The organism is Pseudomonas sp. D1HM (assembly GCF_019266105.1).
GTDB lineage: Bacteria > Pseudomonadota > Gammaproteobacteria > Pseudomonadales > Pseudomonadaceae > Aquipseudomonas > Aquipseudomonas taetrolens.
Genome location: NZ_LRMN01000005.1, coordinates 52,771 through 69,249, shown reverse-complemented (window position 1 = coordinate 69,249; position 16,479 = coordinate 52,771). Strand labels below are relative to the sequence as shown.

Below are 16,479 nucleotides of genomic sequence, written 5' to 3'. Positions count from 1 at the left end.
ACGGCACAGACAGCCAAGGTGAGGCCTGTAGCGCTGCCCGAATTCAGCGGAGTGCCGGATTTTTTTGGGGATGATGAAGCGCCTTGCTCACGAAGTCAGTGACCGGCATGGGTTTCGCGTAGAAATAACCTTGCATGAAATCGACACCGCACGCGCCCAGGTAATCACGTTGCTCTTCCGTTTCAACCCCTTCAGCCAACACCTGCAAATCGAGTTTCAGTGCGAGATCCAGAATGGAATCGAGGATATGAACGGACAATGCATTGGCCCCGATCATTGAAACAAAACTCTTGTCGATTTTAATGTAGTCAACCTTGAAGAGCTGGAGGTAATTCAGGCTGGAATGACCTGTGCCAAAATCGTCGAGCGCAATTTTTACGCCCAGGGCATGAAGCTTTTCAATGAGTCGGGTTGCGGTCTGGGTAGGCTGAATGAGTTCTCGCTCAGTCAGTTCCAGCACCAGGATGATTTGACCGGGCTTGAATGACTTGAGAAATGAAATACAGTCATCCACCAATTCAAAACTCTCGAAATGTTTGGCGGAAATATTGAAACCAATGTGGAAGGGCGCCTCAAGTTTCGACGCATAAGGCACAAGCTCTTGCGCTGTTTTTTCCATGAGCCGTTTGGTAATGGAGAGGATGAGGTTGGACCGTTCAGCCAGAGGAATAAAACTATTGGGCGATATGCTGCCCTCTTGCGGGTGATGCCACCTGGCCAGGACTTCGCACCCGACACACTTGCCCGAGGTAGACGAAATGACGGGTTGGAGGTACGGCGTGAATTCATCGGCTGAAAGTGCGCGTTGAAGTTCGAGGCTGGGTGCAAGTACGCGACCTAACATCCAATAGGTGAACACGCCGGCAAACAGGCCAAGTGCCAATAATAGCGCGAGCAGCAGCAAGTAAGTGTTGAGCATATACGTCAACAGGGTGCCCGACGGATAGGCCGCATAAAGGGTATAGCCGTATTTTTCAGAGGGCAGGGTGGTTGAGGCGATGGGGTAATTTTCGAATGATCCGTTATGAATGACACCGTCCTGGCTCATCCAGTGGCGACCTATCTTGAGTACCAGGTTGCTATGCCTGTCAATCAGGTGCAGAGCATCCTGAATATGTCGGCCGTCAATTTCCACCAGGGAACTTGTATTGTTCAATGAAGAACGCAAAGTCAGTACCGAACTGCTGGGTCCGGCCAGTGACTGGTGGAAAAGATGCAGCCTTCCGTGCAAGTAATTGTTCGCGGGGGTAACAAGGCTGGCATCCGAGGGCGGCAAGGAACTGCAATAAATTTTATCGTTAATGGCGAGGTGGGTCGTTCGCAGAAAGCGATAAGTAGCGACCAGTTCCTGGAGCTGCCTGGACAGGTTTTCTGTGCAGGGAAGTCCTGCGCGAGTCAATAATATTGCGGATGCTTTTTCTGCTTCTTCAAGCATCACGTTTATCTGCCTGTCGGCTTCCTGTACAGCATTGGCGGAGAGGCTGGAGAGGTCGGCACTGGACTTCAGATACACTAAAGTGCCTCCCAGGATCGAAGGGATCATGCCGATGACAAGCGCGATCAGCAGCGCTTTTTTCGAGGAATAACGAATGGCTCGATTCATGGGTCAGCTCTACAAGATAGCGGTCAGTGCATATGTGCAGGCGAGAAACAACGTCATGCAGTGGTCAGATTTCAGGGGGGGCATAATAGGTGGTATTGATTGTCAGCAACACCCGGCGAGGCTGTTTTCAACGTAAAGTAAGAAAGAGTAAGGGGGCGAAAGTTTATATAAGGCTGCGGGTGGGGGAACCAGGAAGGGGCTGTGGGAATATAAACGCTGAGGTCAGTAGAAGGTGTTGATATATGCGCAGACTCAAAATGATCCCGATGGTGGGTAGAGATTTTGCGTTCAGGGCGACCGTCGACGTTAACGCGTCTGATGAGAGGCGGTGTATTGATTTTCGTAATGCATTGCGTTTTCTCGATGTGCTGTCTCGGCAAGGTCGCTTGATGACAACTCACGAGGTTAACGAAGTCGTGCATCAGATAAGTGCGCATCTCAGTCGGTGTGGCAGTTATCGGCCGTTGAGCATGTTTCCGCAATACAGTCTTGCCTTGGCGAAGGCGGTTGAACTTGTACGCTGTTCAAGTAAGCGTTCGTTGAGCGTCGGGGAAGCAGTACATCGCTTGTTGTGGGCGCTGTATAAAGCGAAAAGTGAGGACGTCAGCGTGTACGACCGAGGGGCACTAACGTGTTTTTCATTATTTGTGCAGCGTGAGTTTCAGCGGGAGATCACGGTGGGCGCCTTGACTATTAAAAGACGAGGGTTGGCGGCTGCTTACGGCACTTGAACGTTTATCATGACTAACTCGGCACGTGGCAAACACCCATTAGTATATTGTTGATGTTGTAGAAGTACTCGACATCGGAGAAGCGCGAATACGTAATCAGTCCACCTTCCAGACCGCGGCGCATAAACGGCGCGTTCTTTGCGCTGGTATCACCTTCGAAGGTGACGGTGTTCAATGTATTGAATAAAAATCTGGAGCTGTCCAGATTGTCAAATTCCACGTCGAGCCGACGGTTGTAAATAAATTGATTGTCGGCAGGGTCCAACAGACTGAAGTACAGGTAAATAGCCCCCGACTTCATATTGATGGACATGTCGCCCTTGCCGACCCAGCGCTGCTCGTTATCTGGCGAATACACGAAGTCAATGGAGGCGTAGCACGGCGCCTGGGGCGTGTCCTTGTAAGAGGTATAGGACTGCCCCGCGATGAGTGAACCAAAAACGAGAGTTGATACAAGACCGAGAAGCAGGATTACTTTTTTTGTTCGATGATAAGGTAGTTGGTACACAGCGCTTCTCCTTTGCTGTCGGGCTTTTCGCAGCTGATCAAAAGCTCGGATAAGGTTTTCTTGACGTAGTAATTCACCCCTGTAGTGCCCACGGAGGCGTTGAACACTGACAGGGAGGCCAGGATGTCATCTTTTGACGACTTCTCGCCCAGTTCAACATGGAGTTGCGTATTACCGGACTGCCAGAGCACTCGCCATTCTTCAAGTTCGACGGGCCGGGTAAAAGTGATATACGCATAGTAGAGCGGTAACGCAGCGCCCAGGAGAAGGATCAGCGCGTACGCTGTTCGATGCAGGTGCCTGCGAATACTGCTCTCGGGTGAAGTGTTGATCATGTCAGCATGGACTGCCGGTGTGTCCGGTATGTCCGCCAGATGAAAGTCTTGACGGGCGGGTGACTCAAAGGGGGTGTGAACCGGTGAGGGCACTGCTTCATATGAGCTGCTGACAATGTCGGGCTCATGAACGTTTATATCGTGCTCAATGGGTGCGGGAGCGTCATCACTGCTTGTCTCGCCAGAGACCTTTTCGATCTTTAAAAGCAATACCACGCCACGCCGGGGGAGTGTTTTTAATATGGACCTGTCCAGGCCAACTTCCGAGAGGTAATGCCTTAAGGTATGAAGTGCCTTGTAGTAACTGCTGTCCGATACAATAAGCCCTCGGTCACCCCAGACACGGCTGATTAAATCTTCTTTGTCGGTAGCCCCTTCAATCAAGGCCAGCAATAGATGCCCTTCATTGCTCGACAGTGTAACTTCCAGTGGGGGGCAGCGCAGCAGAAGTTTGTCATGGTCATAGGTGCATTTAACCGCAGTACATTCAGTTGAAGTGTTACGGTCGTCCAGCATCTTGCATACCCTTGGCGCAGCTTGATTAATTCTTGTGCAAATAGAACATAAAGGGCTGTTATCAGTCAAGCTTGACGTGAGGCGGGAGTTGATTTTGCTGGCTAAGTATCGATGGGTGCCAATAATTGGCTCTGCGAAAGGGCCGGTAAGATTTTTTAAGATTGAATCATTCCGCGAGTAAGGCGGCGTGCGGTATGAGCGCGTGAGGGCAGTATACTGCGGGCAGTAATTCACTCATGGGTTTCAATTATGCAAAGCAGAGGCGTATCAACATTCAGGCTTTTTTTAGGTGTGGGATGTTGTTTAATGGGCGGATATACGAACGCTCAACAGGGTGATACCTGCGAAGAACAGCGTGCGGCCATTATGAGTAAAATCGAGCACGCGAGCGCCGAGGGGAACACCCATAAACAATCAGGTCTGGAGACGGCGCTTCGTTATGTGAATCGGTACTGCAGTGACAGGGTCTCTGATAAACACGAAGACAGAATTTCCCGTGCCGAGTCTGAAGTAGAGCTCAGAAGCAATCAACTCGATGCTGCCATTGAAACCGATTCGCCGGCCCTGATCAAAAAATACCACGCCAAGTTGGAGTTGGCGCTCAGGAAGTTGGAGATTGCGCACGGCTCAACAGCGCAGTAACTGCAAAGAATCGCAGTATTGAATTAGAACATTGTCAGCGTCGTAGAGGTCACTGGATAAAAGGTGGCAGGGGTGAGGCGTGCCATTTGGTTGTCTGGCAGGTATATCTTTAATAGTCGAGCAGGATGGAGCATGTACAAGGTTTTTGCTGCGGTCATATCGTTTCATGTGTTTTTGCTCTTCTCTGGTTCGGCGATGGCCATCAATAAGTTTTGGCTTGAAACGGTATTTTCGAGCACGACGGTAGGGACTTCATATTTATCGTCGCGGGATAATAAGCGGGTATTGGCTGTTCAAGATGAGGCGGCTGGTTTTATTGCCAGTGACGGTGAAATACAAGGTCCTTATTTATTGGCGTCACTGAAACAGTATCGTGCCTCTTATCCGCAGAGCACGGTCAGCGATAGGGAACTGGCCATTCAGCTATTGCTAGTAAGTTGTTGTGAGTAGCGCAGTCAATGCGGTTTTTTTCAGGTTTAGGGTGCAGCGGGTAAATAAGGAGTGCAGCGATGAAAGGCTCATTGTCTTGGGTGTTTATGATTATCTCCGCCCTGTGCGTGTCTGGATGTACGACCAGTGACTGGATTCAGGCGGCGGGTGGCGTCATGCAAGCGCGTGACAGTTACGATAAAAAAGCGCGTGGCGAGAAGATAAAAAGAGCCAATGCGGCGGCGGCACGTGTCAAAAAATAAATGAGTTTTTCTCATCGCTGTCCAGGCGATATCATGCCGTTTGCAGAGGCTTTCGCAATGGCGCTGTACCAAAGTGGGTCTAGACTTAATACCCCAGTACCCATTTTGGAGAGCCAAGATGACCAGCAAAAACACGATTTGCCTTTGGTACAACGGCGGTGCGCTGGAAGCTGCGAAGTTCTATGCCGATACGTTTGCGGACAGCTCGGTGGGATCGATCTTCCATGCGCCAAGCGATTACCCCTCGGGGAAGGAGGGGGACGTCCTTACGGTCGAATTCACGGTGATGGGCATCCCGTGTCTAGGCCTGAATGGAGGGGCCGAGTTCAAACAGAGTGAAGCCTTTTCGTTCCAGGTCGCGACCGACGACCAGGCTGAGACCGACCGATTATGGAATGCGATTGTCGGCAACGGAGGACAGGAGAGTGTTTGCGGCTGGTGCAAGGACAAGTGGGGACTGTCCTGGCAAATCACGCCGCGTGCCCTGACGACCGCGATCAACCATCCAGATCGAACAGTGGCCAAGCGTGCATTCGAGGCCATGATGACGATGGGCAAGATTGATATTGCAGCGCTCGAAGCGGCCCTTAAGGGCTGACCACGCTGAATGGCTTTTTGACGGTTTCACCGGGCCCCTGCAGGGGCAAGGCCTGCTGATAAATGTCATCAGCAGGCAGGTCAGCGTCGCGTTGGCTGTCAGCCCTTGGCAGCCATCGCGGTGACTTCCACACGCATGCCTTCGACCGCCAGGGCGGCGACGCCAACGGCCGCACGAACCGGCCAGGGTTTGGCGAACATCCGCTGGTAAACCTCATTGAACGCTGCACGGTCGGCCATGTCGGTGAGGTAGATGGTCAGGTGCAGGACGCGATCCATGGAACTGCCGGCACGTTCCAGTGCCACCTTGAGCGCCTGCAGCGTGCATTCGCTTTGCTCGATGATTCCGCCCAGCTCCAGGCTGCCATCGGCGCGGGTCGGGATTTGCGTGGAAACCAGCAGGCCACCGAAGCCGGCGACATCGGAAGAGATGGATTCCGGGTCAGGATCCGGAACGAAGGTAAGGTCGTGGTTAGCCATGTGAATGCTTGCCTGAGTGGTAAAAAAACGCGAGTTTACGTGATTGACTGGCGGCTCCCAAGGACTGCAGAAAGGTGTTCCAGCGCGTGTGTTTCGGCGCTGCCCTGATCATCGCTTTCAGCGAAGACCGCGCAGGTCGCCGTATTGTCTCCCACCACACACCGGTAAACGGCCAGCACGCTGCCCGGGCCGGCCCCTGTGTGTCCGCTGAGTGTCAGGCCACGGTCTACGCCCCCAACCATCAGGCCCAGTGCGTAACCCGGGGTATTCCAGGGCCGGCCGGGAATAGGGCCGCCAAGGGGAAGCGGTATCTGCATTTCGCGTAACAGCGCAACCGGCAACAGCGTCCCGCCCAAGACGTGATCCAGCAACAGGCTGGCCTGCGCCAGAGGGCCGACCAGCAAGCCATGGTAGACCCAGCCCGGATCATAGGCAGGCGCGCTGCCCAGGCACACGCCTTTCAAATCCTCGCGGGTGCGGGCGAGCCGTACCTGCGTCAGGCCGAGCGGTGCAAACACGCGCTGGGTCAGCGCTTGCTCAAGTGTCAGGCCGGTGATCCGTTGAATCAGTCGGGCCACGAACAGGTAGCCGACATTGGAATAGTGCCAGTGCGTACCGGGTTCGTAACGCAACCGGGCAGCATCGAGACGTTGCAGCATGTCGTCTGCCGACCAGGGTGTTTCGTGCCCGCAGACGGCTGTGTGGTAATGCTCAAGCTCGCTGTAATCCGCGAGCCCGGCTTGATGACGCAGGAGTTGGCGCAGAGTGAACGGGCCTTCACTCACACTATCATCCAGCCCGATCAGTCCATCGCGGACCAGTGTCAAAGAAGCTGCCGCCAGCACCGTCTTGGTAAAACTCCACCAGGGCACCACGACATCGGGTTGTCCAGGTGTCAGCGGCTTACTGTTCGAGACAAGGGAAACAAGCATGGACAAAGGCTCTGCGTCAGGAGTTGGGGGGATTCTACGCTATGCCGCGAGCGTTAATGCGCACGCGGCCTCGCTCTGCTCGGCTACATGCGGTCTTTGTAGCCGCTGCCGCAGGCTGCGATAAGGGCCGATGAGTCCCCCAAAACCCGCAAATGACGCGTGGAATGACGCCGTGTCCGGCTGCGCAGCAGTCGTAATCCTGTGTACCTGATCCAGCAGACCGTAGCCTGGCTCTACTCGTCAACGGCTACGGTAATCACGGCGCACCATCTGGTTTTCCCCAGGGCGCACTCGAACTTTCCACGGGTCAGACGCTTTCTGGAGTGGATGCAGCAAGAGCTGGGGCACGACTTTACGTATTAGGCGATTGTTGTCGGCAGCGCCATGACCATCTCATGCCAGGCCATGCCAGGCCATGCCGCCATGCTCAGAGGGCGAAGGCTGTACGTAGCGATAGCCCATTCGCTCATACAGGCCGACATGGTGTGCCTTGCACATCAAATGAATGTGGGTCTTGCCCAGACCCTGCATGCGTTGCACGAACTCGCGCATCATCAGGCTGGCGTAACCCTTGCCCTGCTGTGCCGGGTCCACCACCACCGACATGATCACCACGTTGGGTGCATCTGCGGCATGGCCCACCAACTCCTTGAAGGCTTCATCCGACATCACCACCTGATGGGCGCAGCCGCTGTTGATGAATCCAATGATTGCCCCGGCCTGTTCCAGAATCAGAAAGCCCTGCGGGTACCGGGCTATGCGAGTCGAAATTTTCTCCAGCGTCGCGGCTTCGTCACCTTCATAGGCGCACGACTCGATTTGATAGCAGCGAGCGGCGTCTGAGGGCTTGGCATTACGAAAGTGCAGGGCAGACATTGAATATTCCAGATATTTAGACGGGTGCATTGTGTCGTAAAACCCGTGGGTTGACCGGGGTCCATTGACCCGTGATGCGGGAGGCGTGCAGTGGCATTGCCACGTCACCCTGTTCAGGCGATGATCGGTTGGCCTCTTAGCTTCTTTGTAGTGGATAACCGGGTGCGGTAGTGTGCTGTTGCAGCTTCTGCCTCGATGGCTGATCCGCCGGGTCAGGAACCACCGATCCTGGAGGGAGGCTCATCTTAATCCTGCCAAGCGAGGCGAACGTTGATCGAGCGACGTCAGTTCAGTGGTGCAATGAAGGGCAAGAACCTTCGTTATCTGAAAGAGCATGAAGGCCAGGCGGCCTTGGGCGCCCGGGCAGGTTTTTTACTGCTGGAGCACTTTTCGTTGCCGGCATTTACCCAGGCGCTCGATACGATCATTACGGCGAACCTGCTTAGGCCGGAGCTGTTCACGAGCAAGACCTTTGGCCTGACCAAAGGGGAAGTGATCAGCGATCTGGGGCTGGTGATCCGTCCCGATGACCAGCTTTCCCACGCGCAGATACAAGAGCTGGATCTATTGGTGATCTGCGGCGGGTACCGCACAGAGCTCAAGGCCGATGAGCGGCTGCTGGGTTTGCTGCAGGGAGCATGTGACCTGGGCGTTAGCCTGGCGGGGATATGGAATGGCGCCTGGTTCCTGGGGCGGGCGGGGCTACTCGACGGGTATCGGTGCGCGATTCATCCCGAACATCGTCCCGCGTTGGCAGAGCTTGCCCGGCTGGCACAGGTCACCAGTGAAGCGTACGTGGTGGATCGCGACCGCCTTACGGCCTCCAGCCCGACGGGCTCGTTCTACATGGCTCTGGAATGGATCAGGACCTTGTACGACAAGGGCCTTACAGACGGGATAGAAGACATCCTGGCATTTGAGGCGTCCCGTTACCGGCGGATAAAGCCGTCGTTGAATGCGTCGGTGAGCGGCCCTTTGCGCGAAGTGGTCAACTTGATGGACGCCAATCTGGAGGAGCCGCTTGAGCTGGAAACACTGTGCCTCTATGCCGGGCGTTCACGCCGGCAGATCGAGCGCCTGTTTAAAGATCAGCTCGGGACCACCCCCCAGCGCTACTACATGGATTTGCGCATCACTGAAGCCCGCCGCTTGCTGCAGCACACATCATTGAATATCGTCGACGTTTCGGTGGCGTGCGGCTTTGTATCACCCAGCCATTTCAGCAAGTGTTACTGCGCCTACTTCGGTTATCGACCGTCCAAGGAAGCGAGGTTGATCAAATAGCCGTTAACCCCAGCAGCGGGCGTGGTGCTTCTCCAGGCGCTCGATGTCCCGCAGATGATGAGTGTTCCTGATCAGGTACTTTCCATGTCGATAGAGGCCACGCCGGCTACCCCCCGATTCTGGCGAGACGCACAGCTGCCCTTCATCGAGGCCCGCTCGATAGAGGATGGCCGTGAGGTCTGCTACGCCCCGCATTCCCACGAGATTTTCTCCATTGGTGCGATCACCTCGGGGCGTTGCCTCTACCTGCACGAAAAGACCCGGCACATCATCCGTCGCGGTACGGTGGTGCTGATGAACCCGGGGGAAGTCCACGCCTGCAACCCGATTGAGGATCAACCCTGGTCCTACGTGATGATGTATGTGGATGCGCACTGGCTGGCCAGCCTTCAGCAGGGTTGTGACAAAGGAGCGGCGCAGGGTTTCGAGCCGCTCGCGGCGACGCACACGACATCCCCCGCATTGTTCGAAGGGCTGATGGGGCTGTACACACAGCTGATTGATCCGAGCCTCGACGCACTGGTCAAATACGAAGCCGCCGTGGCTTTTTTCATGCGGATGCAGCAGACGCTGGGCGGTCCGGTGCCGCCGTTGAAGAAGGTCAATCCGAAGGTGGAGCGCGCTGCCGAGTACATCAACGCGCATTTCCTGCATGCAGTCCGCCTGCACGATATCTGCGAGGCGGCGAGTTTGTCGGAGGCTTATCTGATCCGCGCTTTCGAGCAGCGCTACCACATGACACCGCATGCCTACCTGATTAACCGGCGGATCCAGCACGCCCAGGCACAACTGCGCGAAGGTGCACAGATCGCCGATATCGCCCAGGCCACCGGGTTCGCGGACCAGGCGCATTTTCAGCGGGTATTCAAAAAACATCTGGCGGCCACGCCGGGCCAGTACAAGCTTTAAACGAACAGCAAGGACACCGCACATCCCGCGAGCATGGCAGCCATGCAGCGGTTGAACAGGCGGATGCGGGCCGCGCTGCGCAGGTATTGCCCCAGGAACGCCCCGGCGAAGGCCCAGCAGGCTACCGACAGGTAGCAGACCACAAAGTAGATCAGTGCGAATGACCAGATCAGGGTGGTTTCTGCGCTGGCGACGAAGGCTCCCATCCCGGCAACTGCAGCCAGCCAGGCCTTGGGGTTGAGCCATTGCATGACGGCGCCGCGCAGGTATGACGGCTGCTGTGTGGCCCGGTCAACCTTCAGTTCTCCATCATCGGCTGCCAGTTTCCAGGCCAGATACAGCAGGAAGGCAACGCCCGCCCAGCGAATCAGTTCGGTGAGGATTGGCCACTGTTTCAGAACTTCATGCAGTCCGAAGCCGGTAAACAGCAGCAGCACCACAAAGCCGGCCGTTGCTCCGAACACATGGCGCAAGCTGGGGACCAGCCCGAACTGCATCCCGGAACTCAGGGCCACGACGTTAACCGGGCCCGGAGAAATGGATGCCGCCAGGGCAAACGCTGCCATAGAGATCAACACGCTCATCGCTGTTCTAATCCTTGTTGTGAGTGAGCGTACAAGGTAGACACTGGAGTGAATGGCGTATTGAACAAAACTCCCTTGCTGGCGTTTTATCCGGACATTGATCCCGAGGCCCGCTGACATGGCAAGCCGTTGACCAGGCGCGGGATACCCAAAGGGTTAGCGTCTTTCAGGGCATCGGGCAGCAAGCTGTCCGGGTAGTTCTGAAAGCACACCGGGCGCAGGAAACGATCGATGGCCAGGCTGCCGACTGACGTCCCGCGGGCGTCCGAGGTGGCAGGGTAGGGGCCACCGTGAACCATCGCATCGCATACCTCGACACCTGTCGGGTAACCATTGAGCAGCAGACGCCCGGCCTTGTGCTCCAGCAATGGCACGACTTCAGCGAAGGCATGCAGGTCGGCGGGCTGCGCAATCAAGGTGGCGGTCAGTTGGCCGTGCAGGCTGTGCACGGCTTGAATCAGCTGCGCCTTGTCCGCCACTTCGACCACCAGCGTGGTCGGGCCGAACACCTCCTCTTGCAGCACCTCTGCGCCGTCGAGCAACAGGCGGATGTCGGCCTGGAACAGCTGCGGGCTGGCCTGGCGACCCTGTTGCGGCTGGCCGGCGATATGACGGATACCGGGCTGCGCAGCGAGGCGGCTGATGCCCTGGACATAGCTGCTCAACCCGCCGGCATTGAGCAGGGTCTGGGCGGGCTGGGCGTTGAAAAACTGCCCAAGTGCGTCGACAAAACCGCTGAAAGCCGGTGAGCGGATGCCCAGCACCAGCCCCGGGCTGGTGCAGAACTGGCCGGCACCCAGCATCACCGAGGCCCCCAGTTCCTGGGCAATCTGTTGCCCGCGTTCGTTCAAGGCATCCGGCAATACCAGCACCGGGTTGATACTCGACATCTCGGCAAACACCGGGATCGGTTGAGGCCTGGCCGCGGCCATGTCACACAGCGCACGTCCACCCGACAATGAGCCGGTAAAGCCGACCGCCTGAATCGCGGGGTGCTTGACCAGTGCCGCACCGACACCCGCGCCGTAGATCATGTTGAACACGCCCGCCGGCATGCCTGTCCGTTCGCCCGCGCGCTGAATCGCCAGTGCCACCTGTTCGGCGGTTGCCATGTGCCCGCTGTGGGCCTTGAACACCACCGGGCAACCCGCGGCGAGCGCGGCGGCGGTATCACCCCCGGCTGTGGAGAAGGCCAACGGGAAATTGCTCGCGCCAAACACGGCAACCGGACCTACCCCGATGCGGTATTGACGCAGGTCCACCCGTGGCAGGGGCTTGCGCTCGGGCAATGCCTGATCGATACGGGCCCCATAAAAATCCCCCCGGCGCAGCACGTTGGCGAACAGGCGCATTTGACCGCTGGTACGGCCGCGCTCGCCCTGGATCCGCCCGGCGGGCAGGGCGGTTTCGCGACAGACGATGGCGACAAAATCATCGCCCAGGGCGTCTATTTCTTCAGCGATGGCCTCCAGGAACTCGGCGCGGCGGGCCGCGGCCAAGCTGCGGAACAGCGGGTACGCCGCGCTGGCTGCCATGGCGGCGGCATCGACTTCCTGCTCGGTCGCCTGGATGAACTGATACGGCAAGGCCTCCCCGGTGGTGGCATCGACACTGTGTAATTGCACCGTGCCGGCAGCGCTGCGCTGGCCGCCGATAAAGTTGTGGCCGGTAATCTGCGTCATGCATGTGTCCTCAAAAAATGGGTGTTCGCATACGGCGCCCGCAGGCGATCAAGTGATTGCGCCGATCTGCCACGGCACAAACTCGTTCTGACCGTAACCATGCTGCTCGCTTTTACTGCGCTCACCGGAGGCAATCCGCAGCATCATGCGGTAGATGTATTCACCCCGTTCCTCGATGGTCATGCTGCCGTCGGCAATGCCGCCGCAGTTCACATCCATGTCCTCTTCCTGGGTTTCCCACAACCGGGTATTGGTCGCCAGCTTGATCGATGGCGCGGGTGCGCAGCCGTAGGCCGAACCCCGGCCGGTGGTAAAGGCGATCAGGTTGGCGCCTCCGGCGACCTGGCCCGTGGCCGAGATCGGGTCATAGCCCGGGGTGTCCATAAACACCAGACCGTGGGCGCGGACAGTCTCGGCATACTCGTACACGTCCACCAGGTCGCTGGAGCCGGCCTTGGCCACGGCACCCAGTGACTTTTCCAGAATGGTGGTCAAGCCACCGGCCTTGTTCCCGGCGGACGGGTTGTTGTTCAGTTCCGCGTTCATGCGCTGGCAATAGGCTTCCCACCAGTGGATGCGCTGAATCAGTTTTTCACCGACTTCACGGCTGACGGCGCGTCGTGTCAGCAAGTGCTCGGCACCATAGATTTCAGGGGTTTCAGACAGAATCGCGGTGCCGCCGGCCGCCACCAGCCGGTCAACGGCATTGCCCAGCGCCGGATTGGCGGTAATGCCCGAGTAGCCATCCGAACCACCGCATTGCAGGCCAATGATCAGGTGCCGGGCACTTACCGGCTCACGTTGCACGCGATTGGCGTCCGCCAGCAGCGACTTGACCTGGGCGATCCCGCTGGCGATGGTTTTCGAGGTGCCGCCGGTGCCCTGAATGGTAAAAGCACGCAGAAACTCGCCTTTTTCCAGACCCTGGGCGGCCAGCAAGTCAGCAATCTGATTGGTTTCGCACCCCAGGCCGATCATCAGCACGGACGCAAAGTTGGGATGGATGGCATAACCCCCCAGGGTGCGCCGCAGCATGGCCAGGGCTTCACCGCCCGGGTCTACCGCGCAGCCGAAGCTGTGGGTGAGGGCGACCACGCCATCGACGTTCGGGAAGTCCTCCAGGGCCTGCGGGTTGATGTCACGGCGGAAATGATCGGCGATGGCCTTGGCCACGGTTGCCGAGCAGTTGACGGACGTCAGGATCCCCACATAGTTGCGCGTGGCGACCCGGCCATCGGGGCGCACGATACCCATGAAGGTATCGCGGGTCGGATGGCCGGTACCGCGAGCGTCCACACCGAACGCGTAGTCACGGGAGAAGTCGCCCATGGCCAGGTTGTGCACGTGTACATGTTCACCGGCCTTGATCGGCTGGCTGGCGAAACCAATGATCTGGCCGTATCGACGCAGAGGCTGACCGGCGTCGATGGCCCGGGTCGCAATTTTGTGTCCCGAGGGAATCGCGTCCAGTGCGACAAGGCCTTCGACCGCCAGTTCCAGCCCTTTGGGCAGCGGTTGGCGGGCAATCAGTACATCGTCGAGCGGGTTGAGACGGATCACGGCGTTGGCAATGTTTTCCCCGCCTGTTTTAGTTATTAGCTGCATCACGGTTACCTGAATAAAGGGAGCAAACTCACGCCAGACCGCGTTCGCGGTAGTCGATGAGGGAGGAAAACAGCATCAGGCCGAAGGCCATGACCACAAAGAAGATCAACGCCAGGAAATACGACCCGGTGAACTGCACGATCAGACCGATGAGGATCGGTACGATCACGCCAACCATGTTGCCGCAGAAGTTCATGCTGCCACCCAGAACGCCGGCCTTGGACTTGCCGCCGAGGATCGCCGGAAGGCACCAGTACATGCCGCACCAGCGGATGAAGAACAGGGCGACACACAGCAGTGCAATCACGGTTACCGCATCGGGGGTGTAGGCCACCAGCAGGATGCACAAGGCGGCTATCGCGGCCGAGCCAGCGAACATGCTGCGCATCACCTTGTTCGGTGCACCGCCGGCGTCTTTCCACTTGTCTGCCAGCCAGCCGCCGAAGATCTCACCGACGAAACCGCACATGAAGATCAAAAATGTCGCGCCGCCCATGGCCTTGATGTCCAGGTTGTGGGCCTTGTGCAGATAGCTCGGCATCCAGGTCAACAGGCCGTAGAACACACTGTTGTAGCAGGCGTAGCCGGCGAACATGGCCAGCACCGAACGGCTTTTCAGCAGGTCCTTGAGGATCGCCTTGCGCTCGCCATTGGTCTTGGCGGCCTCGGCATTGGCGTTGGTGATGTACGCCAGTTCAGCCGCGTTCACTTTCGGGTGTTCGGCAGGGTTATTGCGGATGTACCACCAGGCCCAGACACCGACGATCATGGTGCCGACCCCGGCGATCACGAATGCGATACGCCAGGAATCGAACCAGGTGATCAGGCCGGCGATGATGATGGCGCCAAGTGCGGTGCCCAGCGGAGCACCGCCGTCCACCAGGGTTGCGCCGCGTCCACGTTCGTTGGGGGTTAGCCAGGCGCCATTGAGCTTGGCGCCTGCCGGCATGATCGGCGACTCCGCCACCCCCAGGCCGATGCGGGTGGCCAGCAGGGTCAGCCAGCTGTGCGCGCCGCCGGCGATGGCCTGGAAGAAGCCCCAGCCCACCGTGGCGACGCCGACGATATTGCGCACCTGAAAACGGTCCAGCAGCATGCCGCCGGGAATTTGCATCAGCGCGTACGACCAGAAAAAGGCACTGAGCATCAGGCCTTCCATCGCCGGGGTCATTTCGAACTCGGTGGAAATCAGCGGCATCGCCACTGACAGTGAGGCGCGGTCGATATAGTTGATCGCCGACAACAGCAGCAGAATCAAGAAAATGCGCCAGCGTACGGTGGTGGGGCGTGCGGTGGCTACGTCATCAGCCGCCTTGGTGAGCCCTGGCGCAGCGGTTTTACTGTTCATACTCATCTCGCTTTTTTATGTTTTTTATCAAGCGGGCAGGGGATGCGAGCCTGTTATCAGGCCCGCCGTTTTTACAGAGTATTCACCTTTCCGGCCTTCAGTTCCGGGGCCGCGGCTTGCAGGCCATTGATCAGTGGTTCGCCGAACTCGGCCATGCTGATCTCGAAACGATCCCCGGGACGGGTCTGGATATTGTCGGCAACGGACAGTGTGGCGGTGCCGAAAAAATGCACGTGTACGTCACCCGGGCGCAGGAATTGCGCGTATTTGAAGTGATGGTATTCAAGGTTTTCCAGGCTGTGGCACATGTTGTCCTCGCCGCTGAGGAACGCCTTCTCCCAGAGCACTTCATCACCCCGCAGGATCCGGCTCATGCCGCTCAGGTGGCCAGGCAAGTCCCCCACGCGCAACTCGGGGCCATAGCTGCAATTACGCAACTTGGAGTGGGCCAGATACAGGTAGTTACGGCGTTCCATGACGTGGTCGGAGAACTCGTTGCCCAAGGCAAACCCGACGCGGTAGGGCTTGCCATCGTCGCCGACCACATACAGCCCGGTCAGCTCGGGTTCTTCGCCGGCATCCTCGGCAAATGCCGGGGTCTGGAAGGCGCTGCCCGGACGCACAACAATCGAACCGTCGCCCTTGTAGAACCATTCAGGCTGTACCCCTGCGGTGCCGGCCGGCGGGCGTCCGCCCTCGATGCCCCACTGGAAGATCCGTGCCGAGTCGGTCATGGCACTCTGATCGGCGGCATTTTGCTGGTGCATTTTGTCGCGGGTCGAAGCGCTGCCCAGGTGGGTCAGGCCAGTACCACTGATCAGGCAATGTGCCGGATCCTGATGATCCAGTGGCGGCAGAACCCGGCCTTCCTGTAGCGTCCGGCGATAGCTGTCCGGGCTTGGCTCGCAGCCTCGGGCGCGAACTTCGGCGGCCAGGCCATGGCCCTGGCGAATCGCACTCAGGGCCAGCTCACGTGTGTTTTCGGTTGCACGAACCACCTGGATCACATCGCCTTCAATGACACCGACGTGACGCTGGCCTTGGGCTGTTTCAAACTGGATCAAACGCATGAAGTGGGCTCTTTGCAGATTGTTGTTATTGGCGGTTGGTTGAGAACCTTGTGTGGCCCACTTTAAGTTTTGCGACTATTGCTGC

Annotated in this window: 18 protein-coding genes and 1 pseudogene; 8 read left to right on the top strand and 11 right to left on the bottom strand. The window is 57.8% G+C overall.

The window, feature by feature from the left end; all coding sequences use genetic code 11:
• Nucleotides 1-43 precede the first annotated feature (43 nt).
• Nucleotides 44-1,603, bottom strand: a complete 1,560-nt coding sequence (locus AWM69_RS07430) for a cyclic diguanylate phosphodiesterase (RefSeq protein ID WP_218726129.1) — start codon at nt 1,601-1,603, stop codon at nt 44-46.
• A 242-nt stretch (nt 1,604-1,845) separates the two neighbouring features.
• Here AWM69_RS07430 and AWM69_RS07425 point away from each other — a divergent pair, with 242 nt between their 5' ends.
• Nucleotides 1,846-2,334 (top strand): hypothetical protein, encoded by a 489-nt coding sequence (locus AWM69_RS07425; RefSeq protein ID WP_218726128.1) that lies wholly within the window; start codon nt 1,846-1,848, stop codon nt 2,332-2,334.
• 13 nt (nt 2,335-2,347) lie between these two features.
• Here the strand turns inward: AWM69_RS07425 and AWM69_RS07420 are convergent, their stop codons facing one another.
• Both AWM69_RS07420 and AWM69_RS07415 read right to left on the bottom strand, forming a co-directional pair.
• Complete coding sequence (locus AWM69_RS07420; RefSeq protein WP_373274291.1) at nt 2,348-2,842, bottom strand: hypothetical protein; 495 nt, start codon at nt 2,840-2,842, stop codon at nt 2,348-2,350.
• Nucleotides 2,806-3,693: a hypothetical protein gene (locus AWM69_RS07415; RefSeq protein ID WP_218726127.1), complete on the bottom strand. Its 888-nt coding sequence runs from the start codon at nt 3,691-3,693 to the stop codon at nt 2,806-2,808. Before AWM69_RS07415 ends, AWM69_RS07420 begins: the two co-directional genes overlap by 37 nt.
• Nucleotides 3,694-3,999: 306 nt before the next feature.
• Between AWM69_RS07415 and AWM69_RS07410 the strand changes: the two genes are divergently transcribed.
• The 4 genes from AWM69_RS07410 to AWM69_RS07395 all read left to right on the top strand — a co-directional run bounded on the left by AWM69_RS07410 (nt 4,000) and on the right by AWM69_RS07395 (nt 5,625).
• The gene (locus AWM69_RS07410) at nt 4,000-4,335 is read left to right on the top strand and encodes a DUF1090 domain-containing protein (protein ID WP_218726126.1); all 336 of its coding nucleotides are present in this window, start codon (nt 4,000-4,002) and stop codon (nt 4,333-4,335) included.
• A 132-nt stretch (nt 4,336-4,467) separates the two neighbouring features.
• On the top strand, nt 4,468-4,785 hold the full coding sequence (locus AWM69_RS07405; protein WP_218726125.1) for a DUF2388 domain-containing protein: 318 nt from the start codon (nt 4,468-4,470) through the stop codon (nt 4,783-4,785).
• Nucleotides 4,786-4,844: 59 nt separating this feature from the next.
• Entirely contained in the window at nt 4,845-5,027 is a 183-nt protein-coding gene (locus AWM69_RS07400) for a hypothetical protein (RefSeq protein ID WP_218726124.1), read from the top strand.
• A 118-nt stretch (nt 5,028-5,145) separates the two neighbouring features.
• Nucleotides 5,146-5,625 (top strand): VOC family protein, encoded by a 480-nt coding sequence (locus AWM69_RS07395; protein ID WP_131653011.1) that lies wholly within the window; start codon nt 5,146-5,148, stop codon nt 5,623-5,625.
• A gap of 98 nt (nt 5,626-5,723) precedes the next feature.
• Here AWM69_RS07395 and AWM69_RS07390 read toward each other — a convergent pair whose 3' ends face one another.
• Together AWM69_RS07390 and AWM69_RS07385 are read right to left on the bottom strand one after the other, a co-directional pair.
• Entirely contained in the window at nt 5,724-6,104 is a 381-nt protein-coding gene (locus tag AWM69_RS07390; RefSeq protein ID WP_131653010.1) for a RidA family protein, read from the bottom strand.
• Nucleotides 6,105-6,139: 35 nt separating this feature from the next.
• A complete protein-coding gene (locus AWM69_RS07385; RefSeq protein ID WP_131653009.1) occupies nt 6,140-7,036 on the bottom strand; it encodes a serine hydrolase in 897 nt (298 codons plus the stop codon).
• 252 nt (nt 7,037-7,288) lie between these two features.
• Between AWM69_RS07385 and AWM69_RS22805 the strand changes: the two are divergent.
• Nucleotides 7,289-7,399, top strand: a pseudogene (locus AWM69_RS22805) (LysR family transcriptional regulator); the annotation flags it as partial.
• A gap of 30 nt (nt 7,400-7,429) precedes the next feature.
• On the opposite strand, the gene AWM69_RS07380 reads toward AWM69_RS22805, so the two are convergent.
• The gene (locus AWM69_RS07380; protein ID WP_218726123.1) at nt 7,430-7,912 is read right to left on the bottom strand and encodes a GNAT family N-acetyltransferase; all 483 of its coding nucleotides are present in this window, start codon (nt 7,910-7,912) and stop codon (nt 7,430-7,432) included.
• A gap of 270 nt (nt 7,913-8,182) precedes the next feature.
• Here AWM69_RS07380 and AWM69_RS07375 point away from each other — a divergent pair, with 270 nt between their 5' ends.
• Together AWM69_RS07375 and AWM69_RS07370 are read left to right on the top strand one after the other, a co-directional pair.
• Nucleotides 8,183-9,196, top strand: a complete 1,014-nt coding sequence (locus AWM69_RS07375) for a GlxA family transcriptional regulator (RefSeq protein ID WP_218726122.1) — start codon at nt 8,183-8,185, stop codon at nt 9,194-9,196.
• An 84-nt stretch (nt 9,197-9,280) separates the two neighbouring features.
• Complete coding sequence (locus tag AWM69_RS07370; protein WP_218726153.1) at nt 9,281-10,105, top strand: AraC family transcriptional regulator; 825 nt, start codon at nt 9,281-9,283, stop codon at nt 10,103-10,105.
• On the opposite strand, the gene AWM69_RS07365 is transcribed toward AWM69_RS07370, so the two are convergent.
• From AWM69_RS07365 to araD1, 5 genes are all read right to left on the bottom strand, one after another.
• A complete protein-coding gene (locus tag AWM69_RS07365) occupies nt 10,102-10,689 on the bottom strand; it encodes a LysE family translocator (protein WP_131653003.1) in 588 nt (195 codons plus the stop codon). The genes AWM69_RS07370 and AWM69_RS07365 overlap by 4 nt on opposite strands.
• Before the next feature lie 86 nt (nt 10,690-10,775).
• On the bottom strand, nt 10,776-12,371 hold the full coding sequence (locus tag AWM69_RS07360) for an aldehyde dehydrogenase (NADP(+)) (protein WP_218726121.1): 1,596 nt from the start codon (nt 12,369-12,371) through the stop codon (nt 10,776-10,778).
• Between the two features lie 48 nt (nt 12,372-12,419).
• Complete coding sequence (locus AWM69_RS07355) at nt 12,420-13,976, bottom strand: UxaA family hydrolase (protein WP_218726120.1); 1,557 nt, start codon at nt 13,974-13,976, stop codon at nt 12,420-12,422.
• 28 nt (nt 13,977-14,004) lie between these two features.
• Nucleotides 14,005-15,324, bottom strand: a complete 1,320-nt coding sequence (locus AWM69_RS07350; RefSeq protein WP_218726119.1) for an MFS transporter — start codon at nt 15,322-15,324, stop codon at nt 14,005-14,007.
• 71 nt (nt 15,325-15,395) lie between these two features.
• Entirely contained in the window at nt 15,396-16,394 is a 999-nt protein-coding gene (araD1, locus tag AWM69_RS07345) for an AraD1 family protein (RefSeq protein WP_218726118.1), read from the bottom strand.
• Nucleotides 16,395-16,479 lie beyond the last annotated feature (85 nt).